The organism is Rubripirellula obstinata (genome assembly GCF_001642955.1).
Taxonomy (GTDB): Bacteria; Planctomycetota; Planctomycetia; order Pirellulales; family Pirellulaceae; genus Rubripirellula; species Rubripirellula obstinata.
The window spans coordinates 1-26,074 of the sequence record NZ_LWSK01000049.1 but is presented as its reverse complement, the minus strand read 5'-3'; the positions used below and the strand labels follow the sequence as shown (position 1 = coordinate 26,074).

17 protein-coding genes are annotated in these 26,074 nt (G+C 55.4%); 2 read left to right on the top strand and 15 right to left on the bottom strand.

What is annotated here, in order from left to right:
• Positions 1-5 precede the first annotated feature (5 nt).
• The 15 genes from RC85_RS13485 to RC85_RS13415 all read right to left on the bottom strand — a co-directional run bounded on the left by RC85_RS13485 (position 6) and on the right by RC85_RS13415 (position 22,190).
• Entirely contained in the window at positions 6-1,223 is a 1,218-nt protein-coding gene (locus RC85_RS13485; protein ID WP_068263587.1) for a recombinase family protein, read from the bottom strand.
• A gap of 4 nt (positions 1,224-1,227) precedes the next feature.
• On the bottom strand, positions 1,228-1,509 hold the full coding sequence (locus tag RC85_RS13480) for a recombinase family protein (protein ID WP_160148053.1): 282 nt from the start codon (positions 1,507-1,509) through the stop codon (positions 1,228-1,230).
• A 235-nt stretch (positions 1,510-1,744) separates the two neighbouring features.
• Positions 1,745-2,128, bottom strand: a complete 384-nt coding sequence (locus tag RC85_RS13475; RefSeq protein WP_068263584.1) for a recombinase family protein — start codon at positions 2,126-2,128, stop codon at positions 1,745-1,747.
• Between the two features lie 262 nt (positions 2,129-2,390).
• Positions 2,391-3,185: a DISARM system phospholipase D-like protein DrmC gene (gene drmC, locus RC85_RS13470; RefSeq protein ID WP_068263582.1), complete on the bottom strand. Its 795-nt coding sequence runs from the start codon at positions 3,183-3,185 to the stop codon at positions 2,391-2,393.
• Between the two features lie 139 nt (positions 3,186-3,324).
• The gene (drmB, locus tag RC85_RS13465) at positions 3,325-5,148 is read right to left on the bottom strand and encodes a DUF1998 domain-containing protein (protein WP_068263580.1); all 1,824 of its coding nucleotides are present in this window, start codon (positions 5,146-5,148) and stop codon (positions 3,325-3,327) included.
• 169 nt (positions 5,149-5,317) lie between these two features.
• Positions 5,318-8,716, bottom strand: a complete 3,399-nt coding sequence (drmA, locus tag RC85_RS13460) for a DISARM system helicase DrmA (RefSeq protein ID WP_068263578.1) — start codon at positions 8,714-8,716, stop codon at positions 5,318-5,320.
• Positions 8,717-8,752: 36 nt separating this feature from the next.
• Positions 8,753-9,547 (bottom strand): hypothetical protein, encoded by a 795-nt coding sequence (locus RC85_RS13455; RefSeq protein ID WP_157593928.1) that lies wholly within the window; start codon positions 9,545-9,547, stop codon positions 8,753-8,755.
• Positions 9,548-9,719: 172 nt separating this feature from the next.
• Complete coding sequence (locus tag RC85_RS13450; RefSeq protein ID WP_068263574.1) at positions 9,720-10,871, bottom strand: AAA family ATPase; 1,152 nt, start codon at positions 10,869-10,871, stop codon at positions 9,720-9,722.
• Complete coding sequence (locus tag RC85_RS13445; RefSeq protein ID WP_202907969.1) at positions 10,861-11,868, bottom strand: DUF262 domain-containing protein; 1,008 nt, start codon at positions 11,866-11,868, stop codon at positions 10,861-10,863. Before RC85_RS13445 ends, RC85_RS13450 begins: the two co-directional genes overlap by 11 nt.
• A gap of 207 nt (positions 11,869-12,075) precedes the next feature.
• On the bottom strand, positions 12,076-12,270 hold the full coding sequence (locus tag RC85_RS13440) for a hypothetical protein (protein WP_149752557.1): 195 nt from the start codon (positions 12,268-12,270) through the stop codon (positions 12,076-12,078).
• A gap of 78 nt (positions 12,271-12,348) precedes the next feature.
• The gene (locus RC85_RS13435) at positions 12,349-13,101 is read right to left on the bottom strand and encodes a DUF5131 family protein (RefSeq protein WP_068263571.1); all 753 of its coding nucleotides are present in this window, start codon (positions 13,099-13,101) and stop codon (positions 12,349-12,351) included.
• 4 nt (positions 13,102-13,105) lie between these two features.
• The gene (locus tag RC85_RS13430; RefSeq protein ID WP_068263570.1) at positions 13,106-14,221 is read right to left on the bottom strand and encodes a three-Cys-motif partner protein TcmP; all 1,116 of its coding nucleotides are present in this window, start codon (positions 14,219-14,221) and stop codon (positions 13,106-13,108) included.
• Between the two features lie 58 nt (positions 14,222-14,279).
• Complete coding sequence (locus tag RC85_RS13425) at positions 14,280-18,470, bottom strand: Eco57I restriction-modification methylase domain-containing protein (protein WP_068263568.1); 4,191 nt, start codon at positions 18,468-18,470, stop codon at positions 14,280-14,282.
• 6 nt (positions 18,471-18,476) lie between these two features.
• The gene (gene drmD / locus RC85_RS13420; RefSeq protein ID WP_068263566.1) at positions 18,477-21,896 is read right to left on the bottom strand and encodes a DISARM system SNF2-like helicase DrmD; all 3,420 of its coding nucleotides are present in this window, start codon (positions 21,894-21,896) and stop codon (positions 18,477-18,479) included.
• Positions 21,897-21,950: 54 nt separating this feature from the next.
• Entirely contained in the window at positions 21,951-22,190 is a 240-nt protein-coding gene (locus RC85_RS13415; protein ID WP_068263563.1) for a MerR family transcriptional regulator, read from the bottom strand.
• A 183-nt stretch (positions 22,191-22,373) separates the two neighbouring features.
• Between RC85_RS13415 and RC85_RS13410 the strand changes: the two genes are divergently transcribed.
• Together RC85_RS13410 and RC85_RS13405 are read left to right on the top strand one after the other, a co-directional pair.
• Positions 22,374-25,046, top strand: a complete 2,673-nt coding sequence (locus RC85_RS13410) for a DUF4357 domain-containing protein (protein ID WP_084422640.1) — start codon at positions 22,374-22,376, stop codon at positions 25,044-25,046.
• Complete coding sequence (locus tag RC85_RS13405) at positions 25,043-25,975, top strand: McrC family protein (protein WP_068263561.1); 933 nt, start codon at positions 25,043-25,045, stop codon at positions 25,973-25,975. Before RC85_RS13410 ends, RC85_RS13405 begins: the two co-directional genes overlap by 4 nt.
• The last annotated feature ends 99 nt before the right edge of the window (positions 25,976-26,074 follow it).

Below are 26,074 nucleotides of genomic sequence, written 5' to 3'. Positions count from 1 at the left end.
CTCCGTTAAAGAAGTTGTTGAAGAAACTGCAAATCGGTCCGGCCGAAAAGTTCGGTGCGGACCGATGAACTGGTGAAGCGAATCGGTTTGGAATCCGATCCGAACCGAGGCAGAGCGATGAAGCCGAGGATGTTGAAGTCGGCGGGCTCGGACAGCAGCACGCCGAGCGTCATGTCGATGACCGGCCGAGGGTCGCGGCGGATCGGCCAGTAAGATTCGTAGCCGTGCGGAATCGGAACCGCCGGTTGGATCGAAACGGTCAGCTTCTGGTCGAGCACCAAGAAGTCCGAGTAAGCGGTCACCTCGGGAATGTGCCCGCGGATCTGTTCGTGAACGTTCTCGCGAGCCTTCCCGCGTTCGCCATCGAACAGATTCTGGAAGGCTTGGTCGAGCGATCCGAACTGCCGCGAATACGCCCCTGACGAAGGCAGCTCGTCATCCAATCGCAACAGCCCCGGCCGCACCATGCCACGCGACCGATAAAGCTCGTCGAGCACCCGCAACATGTAATCCGGGTCGTACCGCTGTTTGCGTTTCTCGAAGATTTCCTGCGCCCGAAGAAAGAGATCAAACTCAATGATCCCCGAGAACGCGTCCGTCGTCCGCACCCATTTCTCAACCGGGTTCGGCAGACTCGGCGTCTTCAGCTTCCCCGACGTCCGGTTGTAGACCATCGTCCCGGCGTATTTCTCGTTGCGAAGCCGGGCGACTACGCCGCCAGCGCCCCAACGTCCGTTGCTCGGCGACGGTATCCCGTCGTCGTTGAGCCCCTCTGCGATCTTGAACTCCGAGTGCCCCTTCTCAACGAACTCTTCAAAGATTCGCCGCACCACCGCGACCTGTTCCGGGGGCCCTTCGGTCAACGTCACCCGTTGGTTTTGGATGCCCTTGTGTTGGCCGGCTTCCAAAACATGCAACGGTTCCCGTTTCTCATCGAGCAACAACCGTGACAACCCATACGGCGGCTTGCCGCCGGCGAGATACCCCTGCTCGGCGATCTTCACGCACCCACGCCAAACCTTATCGCTCAATTCGCGACTGTACTGAGCCGCCCGAAAACGCTCGAACTGAACGTAGACCGGATACAGCGGATCGTTCTCTTTCGGCTTGCCGATCGTCGTGTAGATGACCTGCTTCTTGTTCTTCTTGCAAATCGCCGAGAACTGGGCCGACAAGTCGATGTCTTGAAATCGGCCCCACCGCGAAACGTCCAGGCACAACACGTACTCAAAATCGTTCCGCGGCGATCCACTCGGTTGTTTTGTCTGCGACGGCTGGCATCTCCGTGAACGCAGGCCGGCCTTCGGAGTTCAACCCCGACCGCCCCGCATCACAAAACTCGCGAATGATCTCGACCCCATGTTCGCGAGCCCAAGCCCGCACCTGATCCTGCTGAATCGGGATGGAGTTTTCTTGCCGGTCCTGGGCCGAGTGCCGGTAGTACGCCACCGCCCGCACCAGAGGCGGAGCGTCCGCATCCGGGATTTCAATTTCCCACCAATGATTCACGTCAAAGTCCTTTCGCATCTATCCAAGTCGTGGCCGCGAACCCAACGTTCGCGACACCGACAAGACAGTTACGAGAGCACCCCCACATGCCTCAAGCGGCTAAGTCACACCTGTCGCCAAGATTCCCGAGACTTTGTCACACGATGCGAAACCAACCAACAAACCCCAACAAAAAATTCTCGCCGACGGCCACCCCATCGACGAGAATCAAAGTTCACAAAACCAACAATCACGCCTAATCAATCAACAACATCGTCTTCCCATTCTCTTCGCAAACCGCAGCAAGCTCCGCACCCCCATCGTCGACCAAACGCCCCAACCGAGTCCGATCAAAACAAATCACCGCCTCAAAATCATCCCGCCGAGCAATCCACTCCTTCATCAACTCACCCAACCCCGGCCGATCCTCCGCCGTCGCCGGCCCCGAGTCACAAAACTCCCGAACAATCCGCACCCCATTCGCCGCCGCCCACCGCCGAACAAAATCACGTTGCACTTCAACGGACCTTCCCTCGTCATCCAACGAAGACCGAAAGTAAGCCACCGCCCGAGTCCCCACCGACTCCACCGACTCCACCGACGGCAAAGAATCCAAATTCAAACCATATTCATCAACCACGAGACAAACTCCCTCGCAAAGCCAAGATCAAGCCGCCGACCCAACGCCAACGAACCCAACCCAACACTTACGAGAGCACCCCAGCAGTCATCAAGCGGCGATGCTCCGTTCGCCACCGAGATTCAAGACATCACAGACCGCTGCCGTTCCGTTACGTCGATCGCATTCGGTGATCGAACGAAGCGTCATTCCAATTTCGATATGTTCTGGTTTTTGAACCGGCGATTCCAACTAAAAACGCAGGCCGTTTAATTCCGAGAACTCACAACGCACGGCGGAAAAGATCGGCTTCAAGCATTTTTTTGAAATGCAGCGACGTCTTGTTTGCGAGATGTTCCGAGTTGAGATGCAACCCAACTTCGATGTTTCTCTGTTGTCCGGCTTCGGTGAAGTTGGCGGAGGAGATGAAGACGTGACGCTTGTCAACGATGACGCATTTGGCGTGTAGCGAAGAGCGAACTCGCCCTTCATCGGCAACGGATCGAGGATCGTAGTAGACGGATGGCAAACGACTTCCGCTGGGCCATTGAGTTGTCTTGAAACGCTCGATAAAGCGCGAGACCAAGATGTCGGACTTGGTGGTGTCGCGATCTGGACGTGAAATGTTGAGGAAGAACTCCACTTCGAGTTCTGGGACTTTGTCCATGCGTTTTGCGAGGGCTTCAAAAACCATTTGGCCTTGATAGACCGCGTATCCGACAACGGTGACTGACCGCTCGGCGTGTGCGAACATTTCTCGAACTACCACGGAAGTGTCGCGGTTGGTGATTCCGGGTGCTGCTGGGCCTGAAGTCACCAAGTCGATTTCACTTGATCGCTTGTCGCGGTGCGATTGTCGGTCTGACAAAAGCCTTTCCAGCAGTACGGCCACCTGATCGGAAGTGAAGTTCAGACTTGAAAGTGCAGCCAACTCTTGGACGACAGCATCACACAGGTCACGAGAAACAAGTCGGCCTATTTGCAGCGCAGATCCTGGCAACGTAACACGGCCCGATTGAAGTCCACTCGCAATCGCTTTGAGAGAGTTATCACTGAGCTGAGAAAAGACGTTGTGCATTATCTACAAGCCCGAAGCGCAAGCGAGTGAATCAGCATGATTGCAAGCGAGTGAAACGAACAGACGCAGCGTAACACTCGCTTGCGCCTCGGGCTTGTGTTCCTGAAAAGTGACACTCGCTTGCGCTTCGGGCTTGTATTCATGAAAAGAACTCGATGCCCAAGTTGTCAACCGTCGGAACGACCAGTGCCCGATCGAGAAACTCATTGTGCTGCTCGCACGATGTCTCGGAAATCAGCAAGCATCCATGGCAAGCTGCCCCATGAAGGAATCGCCGTTCGTGCTGATTGGCGGGTTCATGCTGTGCACAAACCGGATCGTTTGAACACAACTCACCCATCTCAAGAGCGCCCCGAATGTGCTCGTGGATTCGACGGCCCACCTGAATCAATCCGCCAAGCGTACCTTCAGCGTCCGAGGTTCCGGTGTAAAGCAGCACGCCGTAACCGATGTCGGGGATCGTGTAGATCCGTTCGCGAATCGAACTGGCGGGATAACCGCATTCGAGCGAGACCGATGTGATCAGCATGTGGGCGAAGGAATGAAACAAGACGTAGGGAAGCAATCCGCCCTCCTCCACAAACTTCTTGGTTGCACCACTTCGCTCGGCTTTCCAAGCTTCATAGCCACCGAGCAAACGTATCCCACGGGCCTGAACCTCAGGCCGGGTAGCCCAGTTCTCCACCTCTTCTTTTTTGAATTGAATGAAGATTCCTTCGCCACGGTTTTCGACGGCCGGTAACCACGTGATTTCGCGAGCGAGCGAAGCCCGCCGAACGCCCATCTCGAGCTCACCGTCGATGTCCGGTGAGACCGCCTCAAAACGTGTGAAGCCAACCTGAGCCATGACTTCGCGGAGTCGATGCACCAGCACGATTCGTTCGATCGACCGCATCCAGGGTTTGTCCCAAACCTCCTTCGGCAGAGTCCTGGCAAAGAAGTTTCCGTCCGGCTTGTCATCGCCAAGCTCATCTTTGCTGGCGATCAGCGTTTCCATCTCCGCTTGCTTGATCGTCTTCGGCGGCCCAGCCGACTGACCGCGACGCATCTTCACTTCGGCAAACACTTCTTCGTTGTCGTAGCCGTCGAGAGCCGCATTGACCTTGGCTTTCTTGCGTTCGTATTTCAGTTCGCCGACGTCTTCCGCCTCACCGATGAAATCCCAAACCAACTCGACTGCTTCACGAAGCTCGACATTCCGATCGGGCAGTGAAATCACGCTCATCAATTGAGTGAAGTAAGCATTGCTTGCCGTTCGGATCAACAGCCTGTTCGGCTCACCGCATTTCTCGTTGGCGTACGCTCCAAGCCAAGGACGGCTTCCATCGCAACGAAGCATCGTTTCGGGTTGTTCGATCGCAAGTGCCATGCTGCGTTCGGCATTGCCGCATTCACACCGAACGTAAACCTCCGCCAAGTCGCCACTCGTGCCGCGTTCTTCGATCCAAAGTTGTCGCCGACACTCAGTTTTTCCACCATGTACGAAGTTGTACCAGTCGATGTCTCCGATATGGCCACTGCGACACGCTCGAACGAAGCGGACCGGCACGACGCTGCGTTTCTTCTTGTTGTCGTCGATGAACTTGCCCTTGGTCAGTCTTTTGCGATGCACCAACATGCGAGCTCGCACGACGCCGAAGCTCGCGTCGCGATCAACATCCTGTGTGATGAACCATTCAGGAAACTGCCATGCCGTGATTCCAGTTTGCGGAGCAGTCGGGTCATCGTTGTCCGGTGGCGGACTGAAAAGCTTCAGCACCTGGAGTGGCGGATCAAAAAGCTGCTTCAATTTCTCCACCAATCGCGGTTCGACCACTTCATCGCCACTCGCCGACCAGAAATCCAGGCCGCCGACGAGAACCGAGTGATTTGGAAGGTCCATCATCGAGCCGGGACCAAACGAGGTGATCAATTGGCTTTGTCGAATTTGTCCGTGGGGACGTGCTCCAGGTTTCTTGCTCATTGCTTACTCCCATACAAGCCCGACGCGCAAGCGAGGGACCGAACGAGGGCATCCCCATACAAGCCCGACGCGCAAGCGAGGAGTCTCATCGGCCTGCCTAACCTGCACGCGATCGGATTCGATACATTGTCACTCGCTTGCGCTTCGGGCTTGTATTGTCTGACTTGCATCATGCGTCCTCCACGTCGATTTCGATCCCGTCGATGGTTTTCAGCCACAGATTGACACTCGGCTCAACATCTCGCATCGAACGATTGGCTCGAAACTTGTCGTGACGTTTCGGCAGCATCTTCAGTTCCGGGTTCAGAAATTCGTAGAGCAAACGTTGGGCACTGCCGGTTTCGGTTTGGTACTGCAAGGCACCGCCTGTGTCGTGCAGTTCTTTTGCAATCGTGCTCCATGTATCCAGCAGATCCTTGCAGCGATCGAGAACCTTTTGTCGAAGCTCAACCGCGTCCGGCGAAGAGGAATCGTGGTGCGTCTCCAACGCCCGGTCAGCGAGTTGCTCGACCGCAAACTGCAGGCTCGGCATCTCACGCAAGATTTCCGTCGCACCACGCGGTGGCGTCATCGGCAAGTGTCCGTGACGTGCCAGCGCGATGAACGTACCAGCCAAGCCGCGGTCGAGTGTTCGCGGCGAGAACGGTGTTACGCTGGTCGCTTCCACACTTCGATAAAACGATTCATGGAACGCAGCAAAGCGTTCGTAATGTGATCGGTCACGCGGTCGGTGAATATTCAGAATAGTGATCACCAGACCGGGACGCTTGTCATCACGACCAACGCGGCTGGTCGCTTGGATGTACTCGCTGCTCGTCTTTGGTTGCCCAAAGCAAACCATCAAGCCCAGACGCGTGATGTCCAAACCGACCGATATCATGTTCGTCGCGATCGCCACGTCGACGCGGTCTTTCTCTTTGAACGCTTGCTCCAATCGTCGCTTCGCTTCGGAAACCTTGTCCGTGCTCACTCGGCTGGTCAGTTCCACCGGCTCGTACGCGATCGTGCGATCCTTGAACAATCCCTCCATTTCACCGATACGTTTTCGGCTACCTCGACCAGTCAACTGTGTTCGCACTTCGTCTTCAATCAACCGACGAGCACCACCGAGTTCTCGCAGACTGTTGAAGTACCCGAGCAGAGTCATGTAGGGATCAGCGGGATTGGGATCGGCTTTAGCGCCGCCATGTTCGTGATACGCCTTCTGTGAGGCAGCGAGCAGTGCGAGGTACAGCCGCAACATGATCACTTTCGGACTGCGCCCTTGGGCCGCGATGCCGACGTACTCTCGTGCGTTACTTTCCGCCGTCGAGTGAGTTCGAGCAAAAAACGAATCGCGTATGTCCGGTCCCGGCGGCGGGAACACATCCACGTCGGGTCGATTGAACAACGAACGGATCTGACTGAGTGCCCGGCGCACCGTCGCCGTCGAAGCGATGATCTTCGGCCGGACGTCCTGGCCATCGACTTGAATTGTCGACAACTCATCCAATGCCGTTTCATACAACCCAACCATCGTGCCCAACGGTCCGGATATCAGGTGCAATTCGTCCTGAATCACAAGGTCGGGTGGCGGCAAACGATCAACCGGCAAAGGACGTCCCGAACCGGTATCGCAGGGTCCGTAGAAACCTTCGCTGTCGACACGGTTCACCTTGCCAAAGAAGCCACCGACCTCGCCCGTCCACGGCATCGCGGCGAATTTGTCGACCGTCGCGATCAGGAAGCACGGCAGGCGACGATAGATCGGTTCGTCGACCGAAAGAACCGGCAGCGGGTTGCCGCGAGAAAACTCGCACCGGCGATTCGCGCACGTCACACGCAAATCGGTCGGATTGTCCGTGTTCGGAACCAACTGAAAAGAATTGGATCGGAACTTGGTCCCGCACCAAGGACACTCTTCCAACGGAATCGGCGAAGGCTTGCGATCATCGTTCTTGAACGCGATCGTTTTCGCTCGTGCAGACTCGCGGTCGCTCTCGCCCTTGCGGCCCATCCGGTTAGGCGTCGCCGCGCGGCCCACCCACAAACCGATCTCAAACGGCCACTCGCCCAACTGTTCAACATCCTTCTGCCGCTCCAATTCCAACGCACAAACCAACGCCGCGGCTCGGCCAAGTTGATCCAAAGTCAACAACCGAAGTGTGTATCGCATCAACACGCTCAGCCCCGACGATGTCAGCCCAGGATTACGGAGTCGGCGCAGCACCAACGTGAACGCGGCCAGCCCGAGATAGGCTTCCGTCTTACCACCACCGGTCGGAAAGAACAGCAAGTCGACCAAGTCGCGGTCGTGACTGGTCGGCTCTGCGATGCCCTTCAAGTTCATCAAAATGAATGCCAACTGGAACGGTCGCCACGCCGGCGTGATCTCTTCGGGAGCCTTTCCCAACTGCAACGCCAGCCGGCGTCGCCCTTGAGCCGCCATCGTCTTGTTGGCGATGCGAAACGCCTCCAGGCAATCCGGGTCGGCCAACAATTCGATCCCCGCTTGAATGCGGCCGGCGGCCAAATCGGCACGGTGCAGCAACTCCTTTGCGGTGTCCGTGCGTCGCTGCGAGAGTCCGCCGAGCCCGGACGTTTGCTTCGCGATCCAGTCGCGATAGCTGCTGGCGAATCCCCCCAACTGTTCCATCGCGTCATCGCCATCGCGAACGAACGCCAGCGTTTCCATGTTCAGTGTCACACCGTCAATCTTTGACGGAGCCACCTTTTCAACTTCTGCGGTCGGTAGATGACAGGTGCGGACAGTTTTGCAGTGTCCATCCTCGACCACCGATTCGGTCGCCACACTATGCCCCACTGAAAACTCGAATGAATCGCGATACTGCAAATCCGAAACCCGTTCATCCCAGTCGTCACTTTCGAGGCTCCGCAGGTTCGGCCTCGCAATGAACGACAGATCGCTTTGCACCTCCAGCTCGACTTGGAAGATAAACCCTTCGTCGCGCACTTCGTCCGGCGACGACTTGCGTCGATTGACCACGAACATCGACAAGCTTCGCGTACCTTTCGGCAAACCACCATCGACTTCACCATCGGGCACGCCACGCAACGACCAGACGATTTCAACACCGCGGCTACCTGGCACTTCCACCACGCCCTGAGCGGGCACCTTCTTGCCGAGTGCCACCGAGACGATCTCTTCGTGCGGGTTACGTCGCCACTGAACTGGAGCACCCTGCTTGCTGCCCTCTTCCTGTTCGACACGCAGGTATTCGCCGAAGCGAACGATCGCTTGCAGTTCCTGCGTCTCGGCCGGCACCAGAACACTCAATCCCAGGCTGCTGGGCAAATACGACCGCCGCGCCGCCGACTTCTCCGGTTCCTCATTCTCATCCACTCCGGCGACCGCCGGAGTCTGATCCATGTCGTCATCGCTATTGGGATCAAACCGCTGTTCTTCATCGGCATCGGTTGGAACCAGAAACCCGGTCAGGTACCAACGCGACGGAGCCTGCGGCAAAACCTCGCGATGATCACCGAGTGCCCCCGACGGGCCAATCAAATCAATCTGCAACGCATCCAGCAATGATTGGCGGACTTCGATTGGTTCGCTTTTACTCAATTTGCTGTTCCTACAGATGTTTACGGTGCGACAGTCTCAGCTCATCGTTATCTTCTTGCCCACGTACGGAATGAATAAGTCTCCGCGTTTCTTAATGGGCCAGGAAAAATGGATTCGTACCGGTGGAAAGCTTGATGGCGAATTAACTTTTCCGTGCCAGGTACAGAAAAGATCCAATCCTGCTTCGGTAGGATGCGGAAACGTCATTGCATCACGATAAGCGGACTTGTTGGAAGTTGACTCGTCCGTGAAGTAGGGAGCGTGGCCAGTGAAGTAGGTGTCGTAGGCTTCTTGCCCCCTATCCGTGCGATTTCCGCTGTCGTCAATACTCACGCTAAGCGTGTCCAATACTCGAACGAGAATGCTGATCCACTCGCCGACGCTCTTCACATACGGAAACTTTTTCATCCGCATGAAATCATCCGCGAACGCGACCGACGCGCAGGAAGTTCTTAGATGCTCTTCAAGAGATTCCCAGGATTTGAAGGTTGGTTGAATCGCCCCCAAACGCTGCTCGATTGCCTCAACGGACCAGTAATTCGGAACGCTGACTCTTCGTTCGGTTGTTTCAGATGTCTTCCAGATGACTTCGATCGGATCGCGAAGCCAATCTGACGGGTCAACGCTTACCAGTTCGCGCGGTAACTCATGCAAACAACAAAAGCCCGCTTCACCGATTGCGGTGTCGGTCACCAGCTCTTTCGTGTCTATCTCCAGCCACTCGTCCTCGCTGTGCTGGCGAGCTTCATCCCAAAAAGGTCCTCCCTTTGTGAGCCAAGCCATCCAGATCTGCTTGACGTCACGTCGCATTCCCTGAACAGCCTTCGACATGAACTGATCATTTGTCACTTGGGCATTGGCAAGGTTTCGATGGCAATAGAGATCGCCGCCGGACTTCTTTATCGCGGACCGAATCTGGAGCGTGGCTTCCGCAGACGCCACGAAGTCCGAAGTTGTTGAAAATTGTCCATGTATTGAGCGATCGTTGAGAAGAAAGTCCATTTCATTCGCCCCACCCAGCAAAAAAGTTCATGTCCTTATCGAACTGGTCAAAAAAACCATCGGGCCAATCGCTGATCTCTCCTGATTGATTGAGCGTTGGGCTCGTGACTTGATTGCCTTCAATATCTCGTGACTGGAAAAAGTGAATCGCGACATCTGAAGATTTTGTTTTTTCGCCTTTCACCGCCCGTCTGACTCCGTTCAAAACGTGATCACTGTGCGTCTCGACAAGCACCTGCACCCCTGCAGCGCTTACCGACGCGAGGAATTCACCCATCATCGCCTGTCCAGATGGATGAAGATGAACTTCTGGGTTCTCGATTAACAGAAGATCGCCTGGCGAAGCATTCAAGCATGCAACGATCACTGGCAGCGTCTGCGTGAGCCCAAATCCGACATGGGTTGGCCTGTGAAAATCAGTGGAATCTGATGTCCGAACGCCGAGGGTTACAAAGTTCGTTCGTGGGACTTTCTGGACGTCGATCGATGCACCAGGAAACAGGCGATTCATTCGATTCCCAACCTGCGTTAGCAAATTGTTCGGTTTTGGTGATATGACCAGTGACTCCTCAACCTTCGACGTCCGATTCTGATGCAAAATGCCAATCGCGTTGTCGCCTCTTGGCCCAACAACCTTTGCGACTTCATTATCTCGCAATTCGTAGGTTGGCCTCGGCCCTGTTCGTTCCGCAGTTAGATAGGTCAATCCCCGCAGAACTTTCGTTAGAAGCGTCGCCTCAGATTCCTCCGGAACCAAATTTTGAAGACGCTTCTTGGCGATTGCCTCACCGCCAAAGATGTCCTTATTCACCCTGACGGTGCCGACATCGATCGAGAAGTCATCTCTGCTTTTTCCTGCCGCAAAATGCCAATGCAACATTTCGTCAGTGGTGTTGACACCGAGTTCAAATTCGTATCTTCCGTTCACTTTGTCAATGACATCGGCAACCGTTCCAAGTTCAAGGTCAGGGCCATTCAGGTAGAGTCGCTTGGACCACTCGTCAATCACCATGGTTTGGCGAAGCAATACCAATGCTTGAAAGACGGAGGATTTGCCAGATGCATTGGTTCCAGTGAGCACCGTCAACGGAGCCAACGGAAGCGCAATCCTTTCAAAGCACTTAAAGAAACCCAGTTCAATTTCACGCAACATCAAACACCTCCGAGAACATCTCACCGGCCAGTTCAAAACGTCGCTGAACCTTGTTCGTGCTATTCACGCTATAGGTTATCGAATCAATGAATTCATGATTTTCGAGCAGAGCGTAAAAAGCGTTCTTGAATATTGCTTCTCTCTTAGAGACATCGGCTTCACTGAATCGGGCGAGACCTGTCGACATGACATCCCAGAGTGACGCGTTCACGACGCTGCGTCGGTCCTGGTCCGGAATGTGCTTGCGGAACGCGTGGTTACCAAAAAGATTAAGGTTGTTCTGGAGGCCAGTCCGGAACGCCTCTGAAAGAGCTTCAAGCTCCGATTCCGACATCTTGTTCATTTTTGTCAGAGACCGGGCAAGGAAGTCGTCCATGTCACTTTTCCGGTACTCGTCAGGTCCGAGTAGATAAAAAGCACAGAAACGGTTTGCGAACTCCCGGTCTCGCATTGTTTTCTGGCGGAGGCTTTTGCCTGTTGCCTCGATGAAAAGTGGCTTTTCGACTTCATCTCTCAGCCAACGACTGGCCGGACCGGTGTAAATGCAGTTTCGCATTTGCTGACGCGTCAGGGGCTCTCCGCTGTTCACACGCTCAAAAATATCTAGCTTCGCTCGTTCGGGAACCTGCGCGTCGATGATGTACAGCTCGAGATTGCAATCCTCAACGCGATTCTGCAACTTCGGTGGTAGCTCCTGAAAAGTCTTCCCGTTGAGTGACGCCTGATGTCCGAGCTCCAACGCAAAGCTGTTGTCAAAGAAGCGCTGGAAAGTGGTCAAACGCTGCAATCCATCGACGACGATTGTTCGGCCCTCGAGGTCTTCGGCGAGATAGAATACAGGTAGCGGGATTCGCATGATGACAGACTCAATGAGGCGACTCTGACGCTCTGCATTCCAGACAAATTCCCGCTGGAAATCAGGATCCAAGACAAATCCGCCGTTTTGGATTCGGCGTACGACATCAAAGATAGTTCGGGTCTCTTTCCGAATCATCATCGTGTCGATCGGATAGTCTCCCAGTCCGCTATCAACGTTCTCATCGAGTCCTTCGACATCGTCTTCGTTCTTAGTTTTGACAGTCATAGTATTTTCATTCGTTGTTGGCTGCAAAGAAGACCTTGCAAGGTACGTGGCATTGTCGGCGTTTGCGTCGTTTCTGCCCACCCGGCAGAAGATCGAGTTTGCTCCCGAGTTGGAAAAAAACTAAAAGGTCAGCTTCAGCAACCGCCCGGCATCCTCACGGCCGTGCAGGATGAGGCGGGTGTGGGGTTCGTTTTCGGTGCAGAAACTGGGTGGGGCTTTGGTCGTGGTGACGATGTATTGGAACGCGGGTGTAGATTTTCCGAAGACGCTTTCGAGATAAACGGCGACGTCGAATAGGCGTTTAAACAACGGCATCTCCATTTCGCCTTCCCGTGGGCTGTCGTGGATTCGACAAATCGGCTGGTTTCCGACAATTGTGACTGTTTGTGGATTCTAGCTTCCAGAAGACGTTGCTGCTTTCCCTACCGCTGTTTTCGCAAACCGATGGGGCATCTCGTCCCATGTTCTGCCTTTAAGCACTCGCCCTGTCTTCTTTTTATTGACTCCGCCCCACTGCTTGAAGAAGAAAGGGACCCTTTGTTCAAGGCATCGGTCGCGAACTTTCACCACCCAGTCCGGTTCCATCGGCCGTGACCCTGGACCGGACTCACCACCGGCGATCACCCAATCAATGCCGCGAAGGTCAAATTTGCCAAGGCAGCCGATCAGTGGTTCAACAGACAGGAACTTTGTTTTTGCCGCTGTGTTTCGGAGGTCGTCGATTCGATGGACGACGCGATGATCCTCGACACTCACACCCATCCAAACGTTGTCAGGCCAATCCAGATCCTTCGACAATTCGGCGATGCGTTCACTACGCTTTGTCAAAACTTGAAACTCATGCCAATGGGATCGTCGCATCACCTCAAACACCCGTTGAATAAATTCGAGCGGGACATCCTTGTGGAACAAGTCGCTCATTGAATTGACGAAAATCAATCGCGGCTTTTTCCAGGAAAGCGGACGGTCAAGCATTCCCTCCTGCAACGTCAATTTGAAACCGTTGGCATAGTTCGCCTGCCCCATCGCCAGCAGACGTCGCGACATACGCTCTGCGTAACAGAACCGACATCCTTCGCTAATCTTTGTACAGCCTGTTACTGGATTCCAAGTTGAGTCAGTCCATTCGATTGATGATTGTGCCATAGCCTCAACCCTTCTTTGGAAAAGTGATTATTGCTTTGTTCTCGCTCATTGTATTTTTACGTCTTTTGTCGACTGGTGGCTCAACCGAAATGCGGCCTAGCAATTCAAGCTGCAATAGAGCCGACAGGTAGTTGGCGGGCACGAAAGGGGTCCCAACGTGCGACTGATCGAACATTTGACGACGAGTCAAGGATTGACCGGCGAAACGATCGCAAAGCAGAATTTGAAGATCATCCAAGGGGCGTGAAAGTTCAAAAAGAAGTCCCTGATCCCGAAACGACCGGTTGTATTCAAAGCTCGCAACGCCTTGATCGTGATTGCTACTCTCTTTGGCCATCACCGATTTCATGATTTCGTAACCGCGAATATTCTTGGAAACGAAAATCAGATGATGACTCGTTCGAGTTCCAGACGAGTGCCGAAACCGAAACGGCAACACAAACCGCTTTCCATCGAGATTGAGTTCTTCAGCCAGTGCTTCGACAACAGCTAGCTCCCGATCTTCCGGCGACAACCCGTCCAATTCACCACGCAACGAAGCCGCTCTTCCATTGCCAAATAATCCGGCCATGTGGTCGCTGACGGCGTCGTTCGACAACCCCATGTTGATGCGGTTGTAGTTGAAGAAAAAGATGCAGTCGCATCCCCAGTCTTTCAAGACTGAATTGATGAGTCCAAGCGACAACCCCTTGTACCCGAATGGATCAACAAAGAAGAGTGTCGGGATCAGACGCATCTCCGAAAACTGCTTGACGAATTGATCGCCGACTTCATCGCATGAGACCACTGGCTGAAACTTCAACGATTCAATGCCGGGTAGCTTGTCAATTTCCGACTTCAAATTGCTGCTATGTTCATCGCTGGCGTCATTGAACCGTGTCACCAACGCATCCGCCAGTCGCGGATTGGCGATCGCTTTGCTCAATATCAGTAGCGGCGTTGATGTGGTTCCATCCTCAAAACGACCGGGGCCGGCGAAGAGGTCGAGGTATCCAAGCAGACCATCGCGACGTTCCGCCCAAGGCAGAATCACTTGCGACCAAGCATCAAAATACTTTGTCACGATCGCCGTTTTGACGACTGATTGGTCTTTCGCTTCGTTAAAAAACTGTTTTGCCATGCCTTTTCTCAATCGAACTACTGGTAATCATTGTTGCCCTGGGCTTGGACACGTTAGGTCACTCGTCATCCAGCAAAGGCGTATCGTTTTCCGCGATCTTCGCCCGTTTCTTGCTTTTTGCCTTCTCTTCCTTCTTCTCTAACAACTGAGAACTAGCAACTAGCAACTCTTCTTTGTGTCGTTGTTCGTTGAGTTCGAGGAGTCGGGCGAGGACTTCGTCGCGGAATTCGTCGGGCCAGCGGAGACGCCAGGGCTTTTTCTTTTTGGACTTTTTCGCACTCGCCCCCGGAGCGTCGTCCTCTTCCTCTTCGTAGTCCAGCAGGAACTCACAGCGAGCCGTCTCGGCCAAGTCGTCCCACCCGTAAGCCCGCAACACCGCCCGATCCATCTCGTCGTGCCTTGAACGAAGTGTGAGTATCTTTGCTGACCTCTCCATCGGATCGTGATAACGATTATATGTTTCGGTTAAGCCCTCCGAATTCTCAAGCATCAGTGCGGCCCGGAACTCAAAGTACGTTTCGCCAACGGTGCGAAGCTCCTGACTTGCTTGCCACTCTAACGGAAATGGAAAGGTCTCAAAGCAATCACGGATGTTGTAGCGTGGTGACTCCCTTGCCGCTCCGGGCATTGTTGCGCCGAAGAACAAAGCCCATACCTCGTGAACATGGCACGAAAGGCAAGAAAACGATGCGTAGTCGTCTAAAGAGAAGACGATAAGCGTTTGGTCGAAAACGTACTCATTGCGGAGATACGTGAAGCCAAAGTTTTTACTCGTTAACGAGCGAACTAATACTCTTGGCAATTCACGAATGGCTCCGTGCATTTCAGGCCTTGGCCGAATGAACTGCCACCATTTCTTCTTTGCACCGGCGTCTTTTTGACGAATCCGATCAGGCTTGACTCGTTCCTCTACTATCGCAAACAGTTCAGGCCACAGGCGAGCCTCCTCTTCCGCCATCTCTCCAAAATGTATTATGTAGCGATGGTGCGAGTGAGTTGGGCTTGTGTTTACCTCTTCGCCGCCTATGTATGGGAAGATACGCTCGGAACTTGATGGATTTGCCGCCAGAACCGCGTCCATTTCTTCAATCGAACTCGCAACACCTTTGCGATCTGAGTCATCAAACGTAAATCCCATTCCCAAAACGAAGACTCCGACAAAGCTTTTGCCCGCATTACGCGAAAGGATTGAAGGCGCCGAATGTCCGCCTTGATGGAACAGGAAAGCACTTATCTCATTTACGGCTCGCCCATCCAATGCCCTTCCACCGAGCCATCGTCCTCTGTGGATATGGACAATACTTACGATAACTTCCGCAACACCGGGCCATTTGTATCGTCGAGTTGCCGAGTATACTTCGCCATCTGCTTCGCAAATCGACTGTAAACCCGTCGCACGTGTATCGCCTTGACCAATGGTATTCGTTGCGACAAGCCCGAGATTGCCCTGTAGCCGAAGCAACCCGAAGGTCTTTCTGAAAAAGTGTGCAACTAGGTCGGCGTTGCCATGAGAATCTTTGTGAATGGCCTGCAACCATTCCAAGTACCCCGCGCGACTCGAGTTTATCATGGTGTTTTTACCCGCAAATGGCGGGTTGCCGACAAACGCATCGAATCCGCCATACTCTCTCGCAAACACTTCAGGAAATTCAATCTCCCAATGAAACGCGGGGATCGGGTGGTCGCCTTCGAGCATGGAATCGGCGGCAGCTTGCAGGCCCATGTGAAGCTCGAAGTCCATTTGCTTGTCTTTGAGCTTTTCCAGGTAAGCACTGGCGATGCCAAAGAGCTGCATGACTCGGTCTTCTCGCTCCTTCTTTTTCTTGCCGGCGAAGAAGGCACTGACGCAGGCGTCTCCGAGCAAGCGGATGCCGCTGAGGGCTTCTTCGGCCAATGCCATCTTTTGCTCTTGGTCGCGGTAGGCGACGTCTTCGCGGGCGTTGAGGATCTTGGCGCGGGCTTCGGTCGCTCGGTCCAGCCGACGCTGAATCAAGTCTTCGCCAAACTTCTTCTGCTTCTTCGGTTCCCAGTGGAAGCCGATGATCTGTTCTCGCGACAATCCGACCAGCGAATCGCCGTGACGCAGCGCATGATCCAAGAACGTAAACGCATGATCCCGCGCCAGCGTGACCAGCCACAACGCGAGCTTGGCCAAGTCGACGGCCATGAAGTTTTTGTCGACGCCGTACAAACACCGCTGGGCCACCAACCGCCGCGCGTACAGCACTTCGTCTTCGTCGGGCGGAATGTCACTGGGCACCGCGTCGTGCGCGTACCACGCTTTGATCAACTCATCGCCCAACTGGCGACAGGTTTCCACCAAGAACGCACCGCTGCCCATCGCGGGATCGCAGACTTTCAAATCCAGAATCTGTGACGGATGCGGTGTGCCAATTTCGCGTGCCCAACGCGCGTGCTCGACGGCTTTCTGCGACAACCGTACGCGGGCATCGAGTTCGCCCTGGGTGTAGCGTTTCTTGTCTTCTTTGCTGGGCGAGTAGACCGCCGGTTCGGGTGCCTCGGGATCGCACAACTGTTTCAAGATCGGTTCGAGCGTCGTGCGGACGATCGGTTCGGTCAGGGATCGCGGCGTGTAGTGCGATCCGCTGCGACGTCGTTCGTCGGACGGTTGCAACACGATCGCGCCGGCCGGGACGACTCGCGGTGTAACTTTCTTGGCGATCTTTTTGTCGAGCGCGGTCAGCAGCTCTTCGAGGTTGGTTGCGGCCTTCAGAAGCTTCGCATCGGCGGTGCCGACTTTCTGGTCCGCGTTCTCCTTGAGCCACTTAGCTCGGTCCTTGCCGGGCGTTTCGAGCAGCTCGTCCAGGTTGATGGTCGCCGGGGCACCGTGCGATTTGACAGGCTTGATCGCGATCGACTTGCCGGCGGCGACCTGCAAGTTGAATCCCATCACGGTTTCATAAACGCTGCCGATTTGTTCAACGTCGAGAGTTCGGTAGCTGAGCCGTTCGCCGTCGAGGATGAGTAGATTCTTCAATACCCGGAAAACGACGCCGTCGGAGACACGCGGAACGGTAGGATGGGCATCTTGCCTGTCATTCGTATCGACAGGCTGGAAGCCTATCCCACTTCGCCCCTCCAGGAATGGATAGCGGTCGGGGTCGAACAGGTAGCCTTTGCGGGCCGGCAATTTGAATTCGCTGTGCTGGCCGCCTTCATAAACCAGACGAAACAGCGTGACGAGTTGACTCCAGGCCCCGAATCGCTGATCCATCGTGTCCGGAAACCGCCCATCGTCTTCTCGCAGTCGATCGAATAGACCGGTGACGCTGTAGTGGTTGCTGTAGACCGGATCGCTGGACAGCAAGTCACGGTCTTCGGCGTACAGGATGAACACCAACCGCATCAGCACGGTCAGCAGACCGGAATAGACTTGGTTGGGATCGCGGGCGAGCACGCCGGAGAGCAATTCGCCACCGCGAACGTCGTTGGCAGCTTGGAAGCCTCGCATCAATTCGTAGAGCGCCGCCAATACTTGCTCGGCCAATTCCGTCGAGACGGTGTTTTGGTACTTGCGACTGTTGGCCAGGATCGCGGGCAATCGCTGGTTGTCGCCCATCGAGAACATGCGTTCGGCGGACAGCAGCATGTGCAGGGCAGCGAACATCGGCCGGCCGGCGACTTGCGACATTTCGTCGACGTTGAACGTCGCGTAGCCGCTGGTTTCTCCACGAGGCGAATAAACCAGTCGCAGGGAGCGACCGTTGGACAGCAAGCCGATCGGCACTTCGGTCTCGCGCAGCAGTCGCTCGAATTTGGCCTGCGGCGACGCGTTCCAATGGCGACTGCTATCGGCTTCACCGGCATCATCGAGGTCGGTTCCGGTCGACAGTTCTTGGATCAACAACTGCCACGGGTTTTGATCTTCCTCCGGACGGAAGACGGGAACGGCATGCGTCGGTCGCAGCGTTTCATTGTACTGCGGCAGGACGACTTCCAACCGGCCCATGTCGCCACCGAGCACTTGGCGGGGGGGCACATCCACGAGGTCTTCGGCTTCCCAACCCAGTACGGCTTGGACGAACTCACGCAGATCGCGAAGTTCGGGCCGCGTGACCCCGGCATCGTCTTGCGCCAAACATTCCAAGAACCGGGCATGTTCGCCCATGATGTTCTTGTTGACGTAACACTGGGCCTCCAGCATCGCCGGAATGGAAACGACAAGACCGATGGGCTGGACGTATCCGAGCCATTCAATGTGCGCGAGTTCTTCAGGTGTTTTTGCCATGGTTCGTTACCCCGTCACCGGCCAGAGGTAGACGAGACCAACCGGTTCGATGCGTTTGGCTTGAACGTCGTAGATGCTCGCGATGCGGTCAGGCTCGGTCTTGAGTTCGTCACGCAATTCTTCCAGGCGTTTGGCCCAGTAGCGTTTGTTGGCATCGAGCTGCAGTAGTTCATCGTCGATTTCACCAAAGTCGAATCGCATTTGATTCGGATCGAGCTTGGAGATTCGCTTGATCGTGTCCGAGATGTGTTTGCGTTGCGTTTCCAAAATCTCTCGCATTGCTTTGGCTTCCGCGGTTCCTCGGGCGGCAAGCTTTCTTTCGGCATCGGCGGCGTATTCTTCGCCGCGTGTTTCTAGATGCGGTAGTAATTCGTGAATATCGCCGGCTGCGGACTGTTGAAGTTGTTCGACGACTTCGGGTGTCAGCTTGATTCCGCCGGCACCGAGCAGCGAATCGTCCAGCAGGCCCATCGTTTTTGCCTCCGCGTCTTTGGCGTAGGGCGAAAGCGGTCCTCTGCGAATGGCGGGGTCGGACCAGCGTGCGGTGACGGGAATCAACTCTTCGTGCAACCTCGCGGCCCCTTCGCCGTAAAGGGCCAACCGACCGAGTAAGACGACGCGGGGAATTGAGTCGGTGGCCTGTGCGAAGCAAGCTCGCGACAGATCGTGATGGACGAACCCTTGCGCGGTGAACCGGCCGAGCAGCCGTTGGACGACGCGTTGTTCAAGATGCAAATGGACGAGATCGTCGCCGACGACGCCAGGGTCTTCAAAGATGACCGGCCGGATGGGCGAGGATCGTCGCCACTCCCACAATTTCTGATCTCGCTTTCGAGGAACCCGCAACGTGTCCATCGTTTCGGCCCAGGTTGGGTCGGCACCAGAACGTTCGTCGATGGCTGGAAATTGGTAAGCGGTGACGTTTCCGGGCACATACAAGCCCGAAGCGCCAGCGAGTGACTCCGCGCCTTGTCCTCTCGCTTGCGCTTCGGTTTTAGACTCACTCGCTTGCGCTTCGGGCTGGTATTGCGTGAGCGTCTCGGTGCCAAGCAACGCGAGCGAGCACGAAATGGCGGACTGAAAGTGTTCGTCGCTCAGCCCGATGCTCTTGCGGGACTTTTCGAGTAGCGTTCGCAACCGGTCGATCTGTTCGCGAAGCTCGGTTTGCCGCATCCGAGACGCTTCGAGTTCGTCTTCGATCGCGGCCCTGCGGTTGTCTTCGATGTCGGTCGAGTCAATCTCGGCTTCCATGTCGTCGATCGAACCGTGACGAATACCCAGGCTCATCGACTTGGTGAGTTTTGCGTCGATGACTTGCGACAGACTGCCGAGTTCTTTTCGGATCGTTTCGGTCTTGCGCACCAGCACTTGCAAAATGCGGTCTTCCGGACGTTGCTTGTAAACGAAGTAATGGCAGAAGACTTCGTCTTTGGCTTGCAGCTTGCGGTCGATTCGCCCGTTGCGTTGCTCCATGCGGCTCGGGTTCCAAGGCACGTCAAAGTGAAACAGGTTGCTGCAGTGTGCTTGCAGGTTCAGGCCCTCGCGTGCGGCATCGGTGGCGATCAGAATTCGCACTGGATGCTTCTTGGGGTCCGTGTTGAAAGCCTGCTTGATCTCCTCCCGTTTCGGAGGCGGCGTGGGGCCGTGAAAGATATTGATTCGTGCGTCGGCTCGGTCGCTGCCGGCGATGGCGGCTTCCAAACGGCTGACCAGATATCGCTTGGTGTCGTCGTACTCGGTGAAGATCAAAACACGGGTGTCGTTCCACTGGGCATCTTTCTTGCCCAGATCTGGACACATGTTGTCGCGAATCCACTCGATCAGCTTTTCGGTTCGGGCATCGGTCTTGCCACGTGCTTGTTCGGCGACGTCGGTCATCTCTTCGAGCAGTTGTTGCTCGCGCGCGAAGAGACCTTTGGAACTTGCGTCGTCGGTCGGTCCCATCGTGCTGGCCGAAACGGCTTCCACTTGGGAAGCGACTTCGCTGGCCATCTCTTCTTCGGTTAGCGATGCACGCTCGTCATCGCTGTCGACGCTGCCGGATAAGAGGTCGGCCCTATACAATCCCGAAGCGCCAGCGAGTGACTTCACGCGATAAGACTGCGGTGGTTCGGCGGCAAGTTCCAATTGCCCCGTGTCACTCGCTTGCGCGTCGGGCTTGTATTGCTTTTCCCATTGCCGCTTGACGGTCTTGCGGTGCACCTTCAGCGTCTTGGCGAACGCCTCGATTGATGAAAGCAACCGTTGCTGCAGTCCGGTGATGAGCAAGCCGGAGGCGGCCTGCTTCCGTTTGGTTTCACTGCTCAAACGCTCTTCTCGCGTTTGTCGGTACTCATTGAGCAAGCGCGAGAGCTTCAGTTCCGGTGCGTCTTCGGACAGCCCGTCGATCGTGACTTGGACGACACGACGTTTGGGAAAGCCGCCCTGAATCTCGCGGATGTCCTCTTTGATTCGGCGAACGATCGTCTCGTCGCGATGCTTGGCCGATACGGGAACGCCGCGACAGAAGCGTTGGGGATCAAGGATTTCAAGTAGTGCCGAGAAACTGTTGGAGTGCCCGTTATGCGGCGTCGCCGACAAGAACAGCCGATGCTCGAACCTCGGAGCCAAGTCGCGGACCGACCGAGTGATCTGTGAGTCGATCGCGTATTTCTGGCCGCTCGATGGTGCCGCATGGTGGGCTTCGTCCAGGATGAACAACGAGCCACTGCGGAAGGTGCCAAGGTGATCGCGAAGTGGGCCGGCGTAGGCTTCGTCAATCAGCAACCGATGCGAGATTAGGAATCGGGTGTGGGTGCTCCACGGATTGACGCTGAAACCACGCTCGCGGCGAACACGCTTCATGTATTCCTTGTCGAGAATCTCAAAGGTCAGGCCGAACCGTGATTCGAGTTCTTCTTTCCATTGCAACAACATCGACGGCGGGCACGAAACGAAGATTTCGCGGACCTTCTTCCGCAACAGCAACTCGCGAGCAATCAGACCTGCTTCGATCGTTTTCCCTAAACCAACATCATCGGCGATGAACAGATTGACGCGTGGAAGCAGGAGGGCCTTCCGCAGCGGCTCTAACTGGTACGCATCCAAGCGGATGCCGGCACGGAACGGCGATTGAAATAGTTTCGGGTCAGTCGATGTGACGCAATTCCATTTCAGCGTGTTCAAGTACGCAGCGAACAACTTCGATTCGTCAAAGCCTTTCGCCGCGATCGTTTCCCACGCTTCGCTGGTCAAGACTTGCGGATCGAGTTCCTTTTCCCAGAGCACTTCCAGCGGCGCACCTTGGTTGTCGTCATCGACGCACGACAACTTCACCAGCGTGCTGTCAGCGACGCGTTTGGGTTTGACGATCTGCTCGACCAAGTAGGTTCGTTGCCGAATCCGAGCGATCTGTCCGGGCTGAAGTGTTTCGATGGTGGTCGTCATTTTAATTCGGTCTTCAAATAAAAGCCCGCAGCGCAAGCAAGGAACAGGTTTGTGTTACTTCGGTTTGCCAGAGCGGTTCACTCGCTTGCGCTTCGGGCTTGTAGTGATGGCGGATCGTTCGATGCGTTTGAGGAACTGTTCCAGGTCGCGTCGTTTGAACAACCGGTAACCGTTCGCCGGGTTGCGATGCACCGGAATCTTGCCGTCCTTCGCCCAGGTCCGAACCGTGTTCTGCGAAACCCCGAGGATATCGGCTGCCTCGGCGGTCAACGCGTAATCGGAAAGCTTGGTCATGACTGAATCCCTGTTTGCAGAGGCCCACATGTTCAAAACTGCCCCATGAATCGTCGCCCCGACAGGGTACCAAACCCTGCAGCGCCCTGATACTCGGCCAACAGCCCAACGACTAGAATCGTCGGCATAGATCGAGACTCGGTGCGTTCGGTCATTCATCTACTTAAATTGCTGCCCCAGGCTATGACCAGCGAACCTACGAATCGTTTCCAAATTCGTGCCACTGAGGCCGAAGCGACGGGCTATCCAACCGAGGGTGGCTTTGTCGTCTGCGAGGGGGCGATTGCACGGAAGGCGATTGTGCCCTCGGCGAGGACTAGCAGTTTGCCCCGTGAACGGGAGAGACTGCTCGCTGAGGGAGTGCTGCAAGAGTTCGATGGTCACTACCGATTCATGCGTGACTATGAATTCGATTCGCCGAGTGCAGCGTCCGCAATGGTGCAGGGCCGAACGTCCAACGGCTGGAAGGATTGGAAACACCCGGATGGGCGGACGATGAGCGAAGTTCGCCGTGTGTCGCGACCGGTCGGCGTGACGATGCTGGATGATGCCAAACGGCAACAGATCATGGATCGTGCCCGCGAGATGATCGACGAAGGGGAGATGTTCACCGAGGCGATACTTCGTCAGCAGTACGCGACCTTCGCTGATCGGTTTGGGCCGGATGTGTTGTCGGATCTGGAAGGCGAAGAGCTTTTGAATCGCATGCATGACCACAGCGATCAGGACAGCCTTGTGTATTGGTTGGAATTCAAAAGCGACGAAGATTTCGACACGAAGCGTTTTGGAAGCATCGCTGGTGGGAGCGCGATGAAGTTTCGGATCTTTCGGCGTAGCGAAACAGGGCATTGGCAAGCTGGTGACAAGAAAAACAAGCCAGTCGACATTTCGGTGGAGGAAGGGATTGCGATCGCGAGGTTGCATCGCGATCAATTGCTGGCGGGCGCGGCGTTGCTGAGTGAGTTACCTGACGATGCGACGGATGACGACTACGCGGAGCTGCAAGATCAACTGGACGAACTCGCGCCGGATGTCGGCCGCCTGGCTTGGGGACACAAGTATTTCAGTTTGCTGTTCCCAGAAAAGCTGGATGATTACCACAGCCCGGAGTGGCAGCGTTTTCATTTGATGAAACTGCTGCAATTGCCACCCGAAGGCGACGGGCGATACGTTTGCGCGGGGCGATTTGTGTCGGCGGCGGCTGAAGTTGGCCTGCCGCTGAATCAATTCACGACCGTACTAAATGATGTGCAAGGCCGACTGCACAACTATTGGCGAGTCGGAACCACCGCGGGGAGTCCCAGCGAGAGCCATTGGGAAATGATGCGAAGCCGAAATTGCATCGCAGTCGGATGGCATGATTTGGGTGACTTGTCTTGGGTCGAAGCCAAACGCGAATCAAAAGAAAAGCTGAAGACGTTGCTGGCGAAGCAGTATCCATCGACACCGCAAGCCGAAGGACGAGCCGCATCCGAACTTGTTCACTTCATCGCAACCATGAACGAAGGCGATATCGTTTGGGCGGCTGAAGGTGCGAAAATTCTTGGCATTGGTCGCATTGATGGGACGTACCAGTACGAACCCGAATTCGATTGCTGTCACCAGCGTTCCGTTGAGTGGCTTAGCCTTGAAAGCTGGTCAATGCCGGTGCATGAAGGGCTGCAATCAACGGTCCGTCGAATCCGTTTGCACGACGAAAATATCGTCGAGACTGAGCGGCGAATTCTCAAAACGACGCCAGTCGTGCAGCCATCGGAAGAAGAACCGTCCACGGTCGGGCTGACCAGTATTCGACTATCCGGGACCGAGGCCCGGATTCAATCCGTCTTGGATCGCAAGTCGCAGGTCATCGTTTACGGGCCGCCCGGCACGGGAAAGACGTATTGGTCCGTTGAAACCGCGCGTGAGTTGGCAGCGATTGCGAACTTCGGAAAACGACACAACAGGCTATCGGATGAGCAGCAAATGCAGATCACTGGCGACAACGAGTCGTCAGGGCTGGTACGAATGTGCTGTTTTCATCCGTCCTACGGTTACGAAGACTTCCTGGAAGGCTATCGCCCAACGACGACGGGCGGCAACGTTTCGTTTGAACTCCGCAGCGGGATCTTTAAGAAGCTCTGCCATGATGCGGCATCGAACGCCGATCGACACTACTTCTTGATCGTTGACGAGATTAATCGTGGTGACATTCCACGCATCTTCGGCGAGTTGTTGACGACGCTTGAGAAAGATAAACGGGGCAAGCCGATCACGCTGCCGGTCAGCCAAGAGTCGTTTGTCGTGCCGAAGAACGTGTATCTGATCGGCACGATGAACACGGCCGACCGCTCGATCACGCTGCTCGACTCGGCACTGCGTCGACGGTTCGGTTTTGTTGAACTGATGCCCGATGGCAAAGTGCTGCGAGACACCAAGGTCAGCGGCATTCCGCTGCGAGCATGGTTTGAATCGCTCAACGCACGTATTCGCGAACATGTCGGTCGGGACGCTCGCAATTTGCAGATCGGTCACTCGTACTTGATGCAATCGGGGAGCCCCATCAAGGAGATCGCGTCGTTGAGGCGTGCGCTTCGTGACGACATCATTCCGTTGCTGGAGGAGTATTGCTATGAAGACTACGCGACGCTGGCGAGAATCCTTGGGACCGATTTGGTTGACACGGTCAATTTGACAATTCGCCAATCGTTGTTGGACGCGGGCCAAGAGGAGGCTTTGGTGCAGGCGTTGCTCGCGCCGTGCCCCGAAATCGTGACGACCACCGAGGCGATCTCATCGGATGAATCGGAGTCCGAAGCCGAAAGTGACGATGAGGTTGACGAGGAAGACAACAACTCGGAAGACGAACTGTCATGAGCGGGCACGAGCGCGGGATCGTGCTATCGGAGTGGGAAACGCTTGATCCAACGAACTGCGATGCATTGCAGGGGTTCTTTCTCGGCGAATCTCAGGCGACGTCAACGACGATTCAAACACTTCACGATTCGCGTTTGATTCGTTTGACGGAACTTCGGCATGGCTTGCGTGTTCAGGCGTTTTCCCACGTCGGTCGTTTGAAAGTCGGCAACCTTAGCATCACTGTCCTGCCCAAGCTTCCGGGGACTTCGATGTTGAACTTGTTACGTTACGCCTACGGGTTCCGCAACCTTCGTCTATTGTCAAACTCGCCACAATTCATGGAACCGTGCGGCTTTGAAGACTTGTTGGTTGCGCAACTCAATGTCGAAGCCCAGGAGTTGATCTCACGAGGCCTGCGGCGATCGTACGTTCCGCGTGACGAACGTCTCTCATCGCCGCGCGGACGAATCGACGTTGGACGTTTGGCACGTGATGGCGGATTGCTCACCGCGACATTGCCGTGCCGACACTATCCGCGAATCGAGAACACGAAACTGAATCAAGTTCTTCGAGCCGGGCTTGAACTTGCCGGTTCGATGGCCAGCGGCTTGATGCTTCGCCGGGAATCTCGACGACTCGCGTTGTTGACGGAGGAGTCCGTGTCGTCGGTTCAATTGAACGCCGCCAGGCTTGCGGAAGCCGAGCGGTCGCTCAGCCGTCTGACCGAAAGCTACGCGCCGGCCTTGTCCATCATTCGGTTGCTGTTCAATTCGCAAGGTGTCACGTTGGAAGATCGGTCTCAGGCGGATCGGCTTCCGGGTTTCCTGTTTGACATGAACGCGTTCTTCCAACACTTGATCTCACGATTCCTTCGAGAGAATCTGCCCGGCTACGAGGTGGTGGACGAACAGGGGCTCAAGCCAGGGCGATTGCGCCACGATAGGTAATCTGGGAGACTGAGCGAAGGTTCGTGTTTGGACGGCTGATTTGCAGTTGTCGGGCGAATCGCTTCGTACTGGTGACCTTCGATGGAACGCTCCGCCTCG

Bases quoted from the DNA above. Each gene is read 5' to 3' on its own strand.
- drmC (WP_068263582.1), bottom strand. From the start codon at position 3,185: ATGCACAACGTCTTTTCTCAGCTCAGTGATAACTCTCTCAAAGCGATT.
- drmB (WP_068263580.1), bottom strand. From the start codon at position 5,148: ATGAGCAAGAAACCTGGAGCACGTCCCCACGGACAAATTCGACAAAGC.
- RC85_RS13455 (WP_157593928.1), bottom strand. From the start codon at position 9,547: ATGTCGAAGGCTGTTCAGGGAATGCGACGTGACGTCAAGCAGATCTGG.
- RC85_RS13450 (WP_068263574.1), bottom strand. From the start codon at position 10,871: ATGTTGCGTGAAATTGAACTGGGTTTCTTTAAGTGCTTTGAAAGGATT.
- RC85_RS13445 (WP_202907969.1), bottom strand. From the start codon at position 11,868: ATGATGATTCGGAAAGAGACCCGAACTATCTTTGATGTCGTACGCCGA.
- RC85_RS13440 (WP_149752557.1), bottom strand. From the start codon at position 12,270: ATGCCGTTGTTTAAACGCCTATTCGACGTCGCCGTTTATCTCGAAAGC.
- RC85_RS13435 (WP_068263571.1), bottom strand. From the start codon at position 13,101: ATGGCACAATCATCAATCGAATGGACTGACTCAACTTGGAATCCAGTA.
- RC85_RS13430 (WP_068263570.1), bottom strand. From the start codon at position 14,221: ATGGCAAAACAGTTTTTTAACGAAGCGAAAGACCAATCAGTCGTCAAA.
- RC85_RS13425 (WP_068263568.1), bottom strand. From the start codon at position 18,470: ATGGCAAAAACACCTGAAGAACTCGCGCACATTGAATGGCTCGGATAC.
- drmD (WP_068263566.1), bottom strand. From the start codon at position 21,896: ATGACGACCACCATCGAAACACTTCAGCCCGGACAGATCGCTCGGATT.
- RC85_RS13415 (WP_068263563.1), bottom strand. From the start codon at position 22,190: ATGACCAAGCTTTCCGATTACGCGTTGACCGCCGAGGCAGCCGATATC.
- RC85_RS13410 (WP_084422640.1), top strand. From the start codon at position 22,374: ATGACCAGCGAACCTACGAATCGTTTCCAAATTCGTGCCACTGAGGCC.
- RC85_RS13405 (WP_068263561.1), top strand. From the start codon at position 25,043: ATGAGCGGGCACGAGCGCGGGATCGTGCTATCGGAGTGGGAAACGCTT.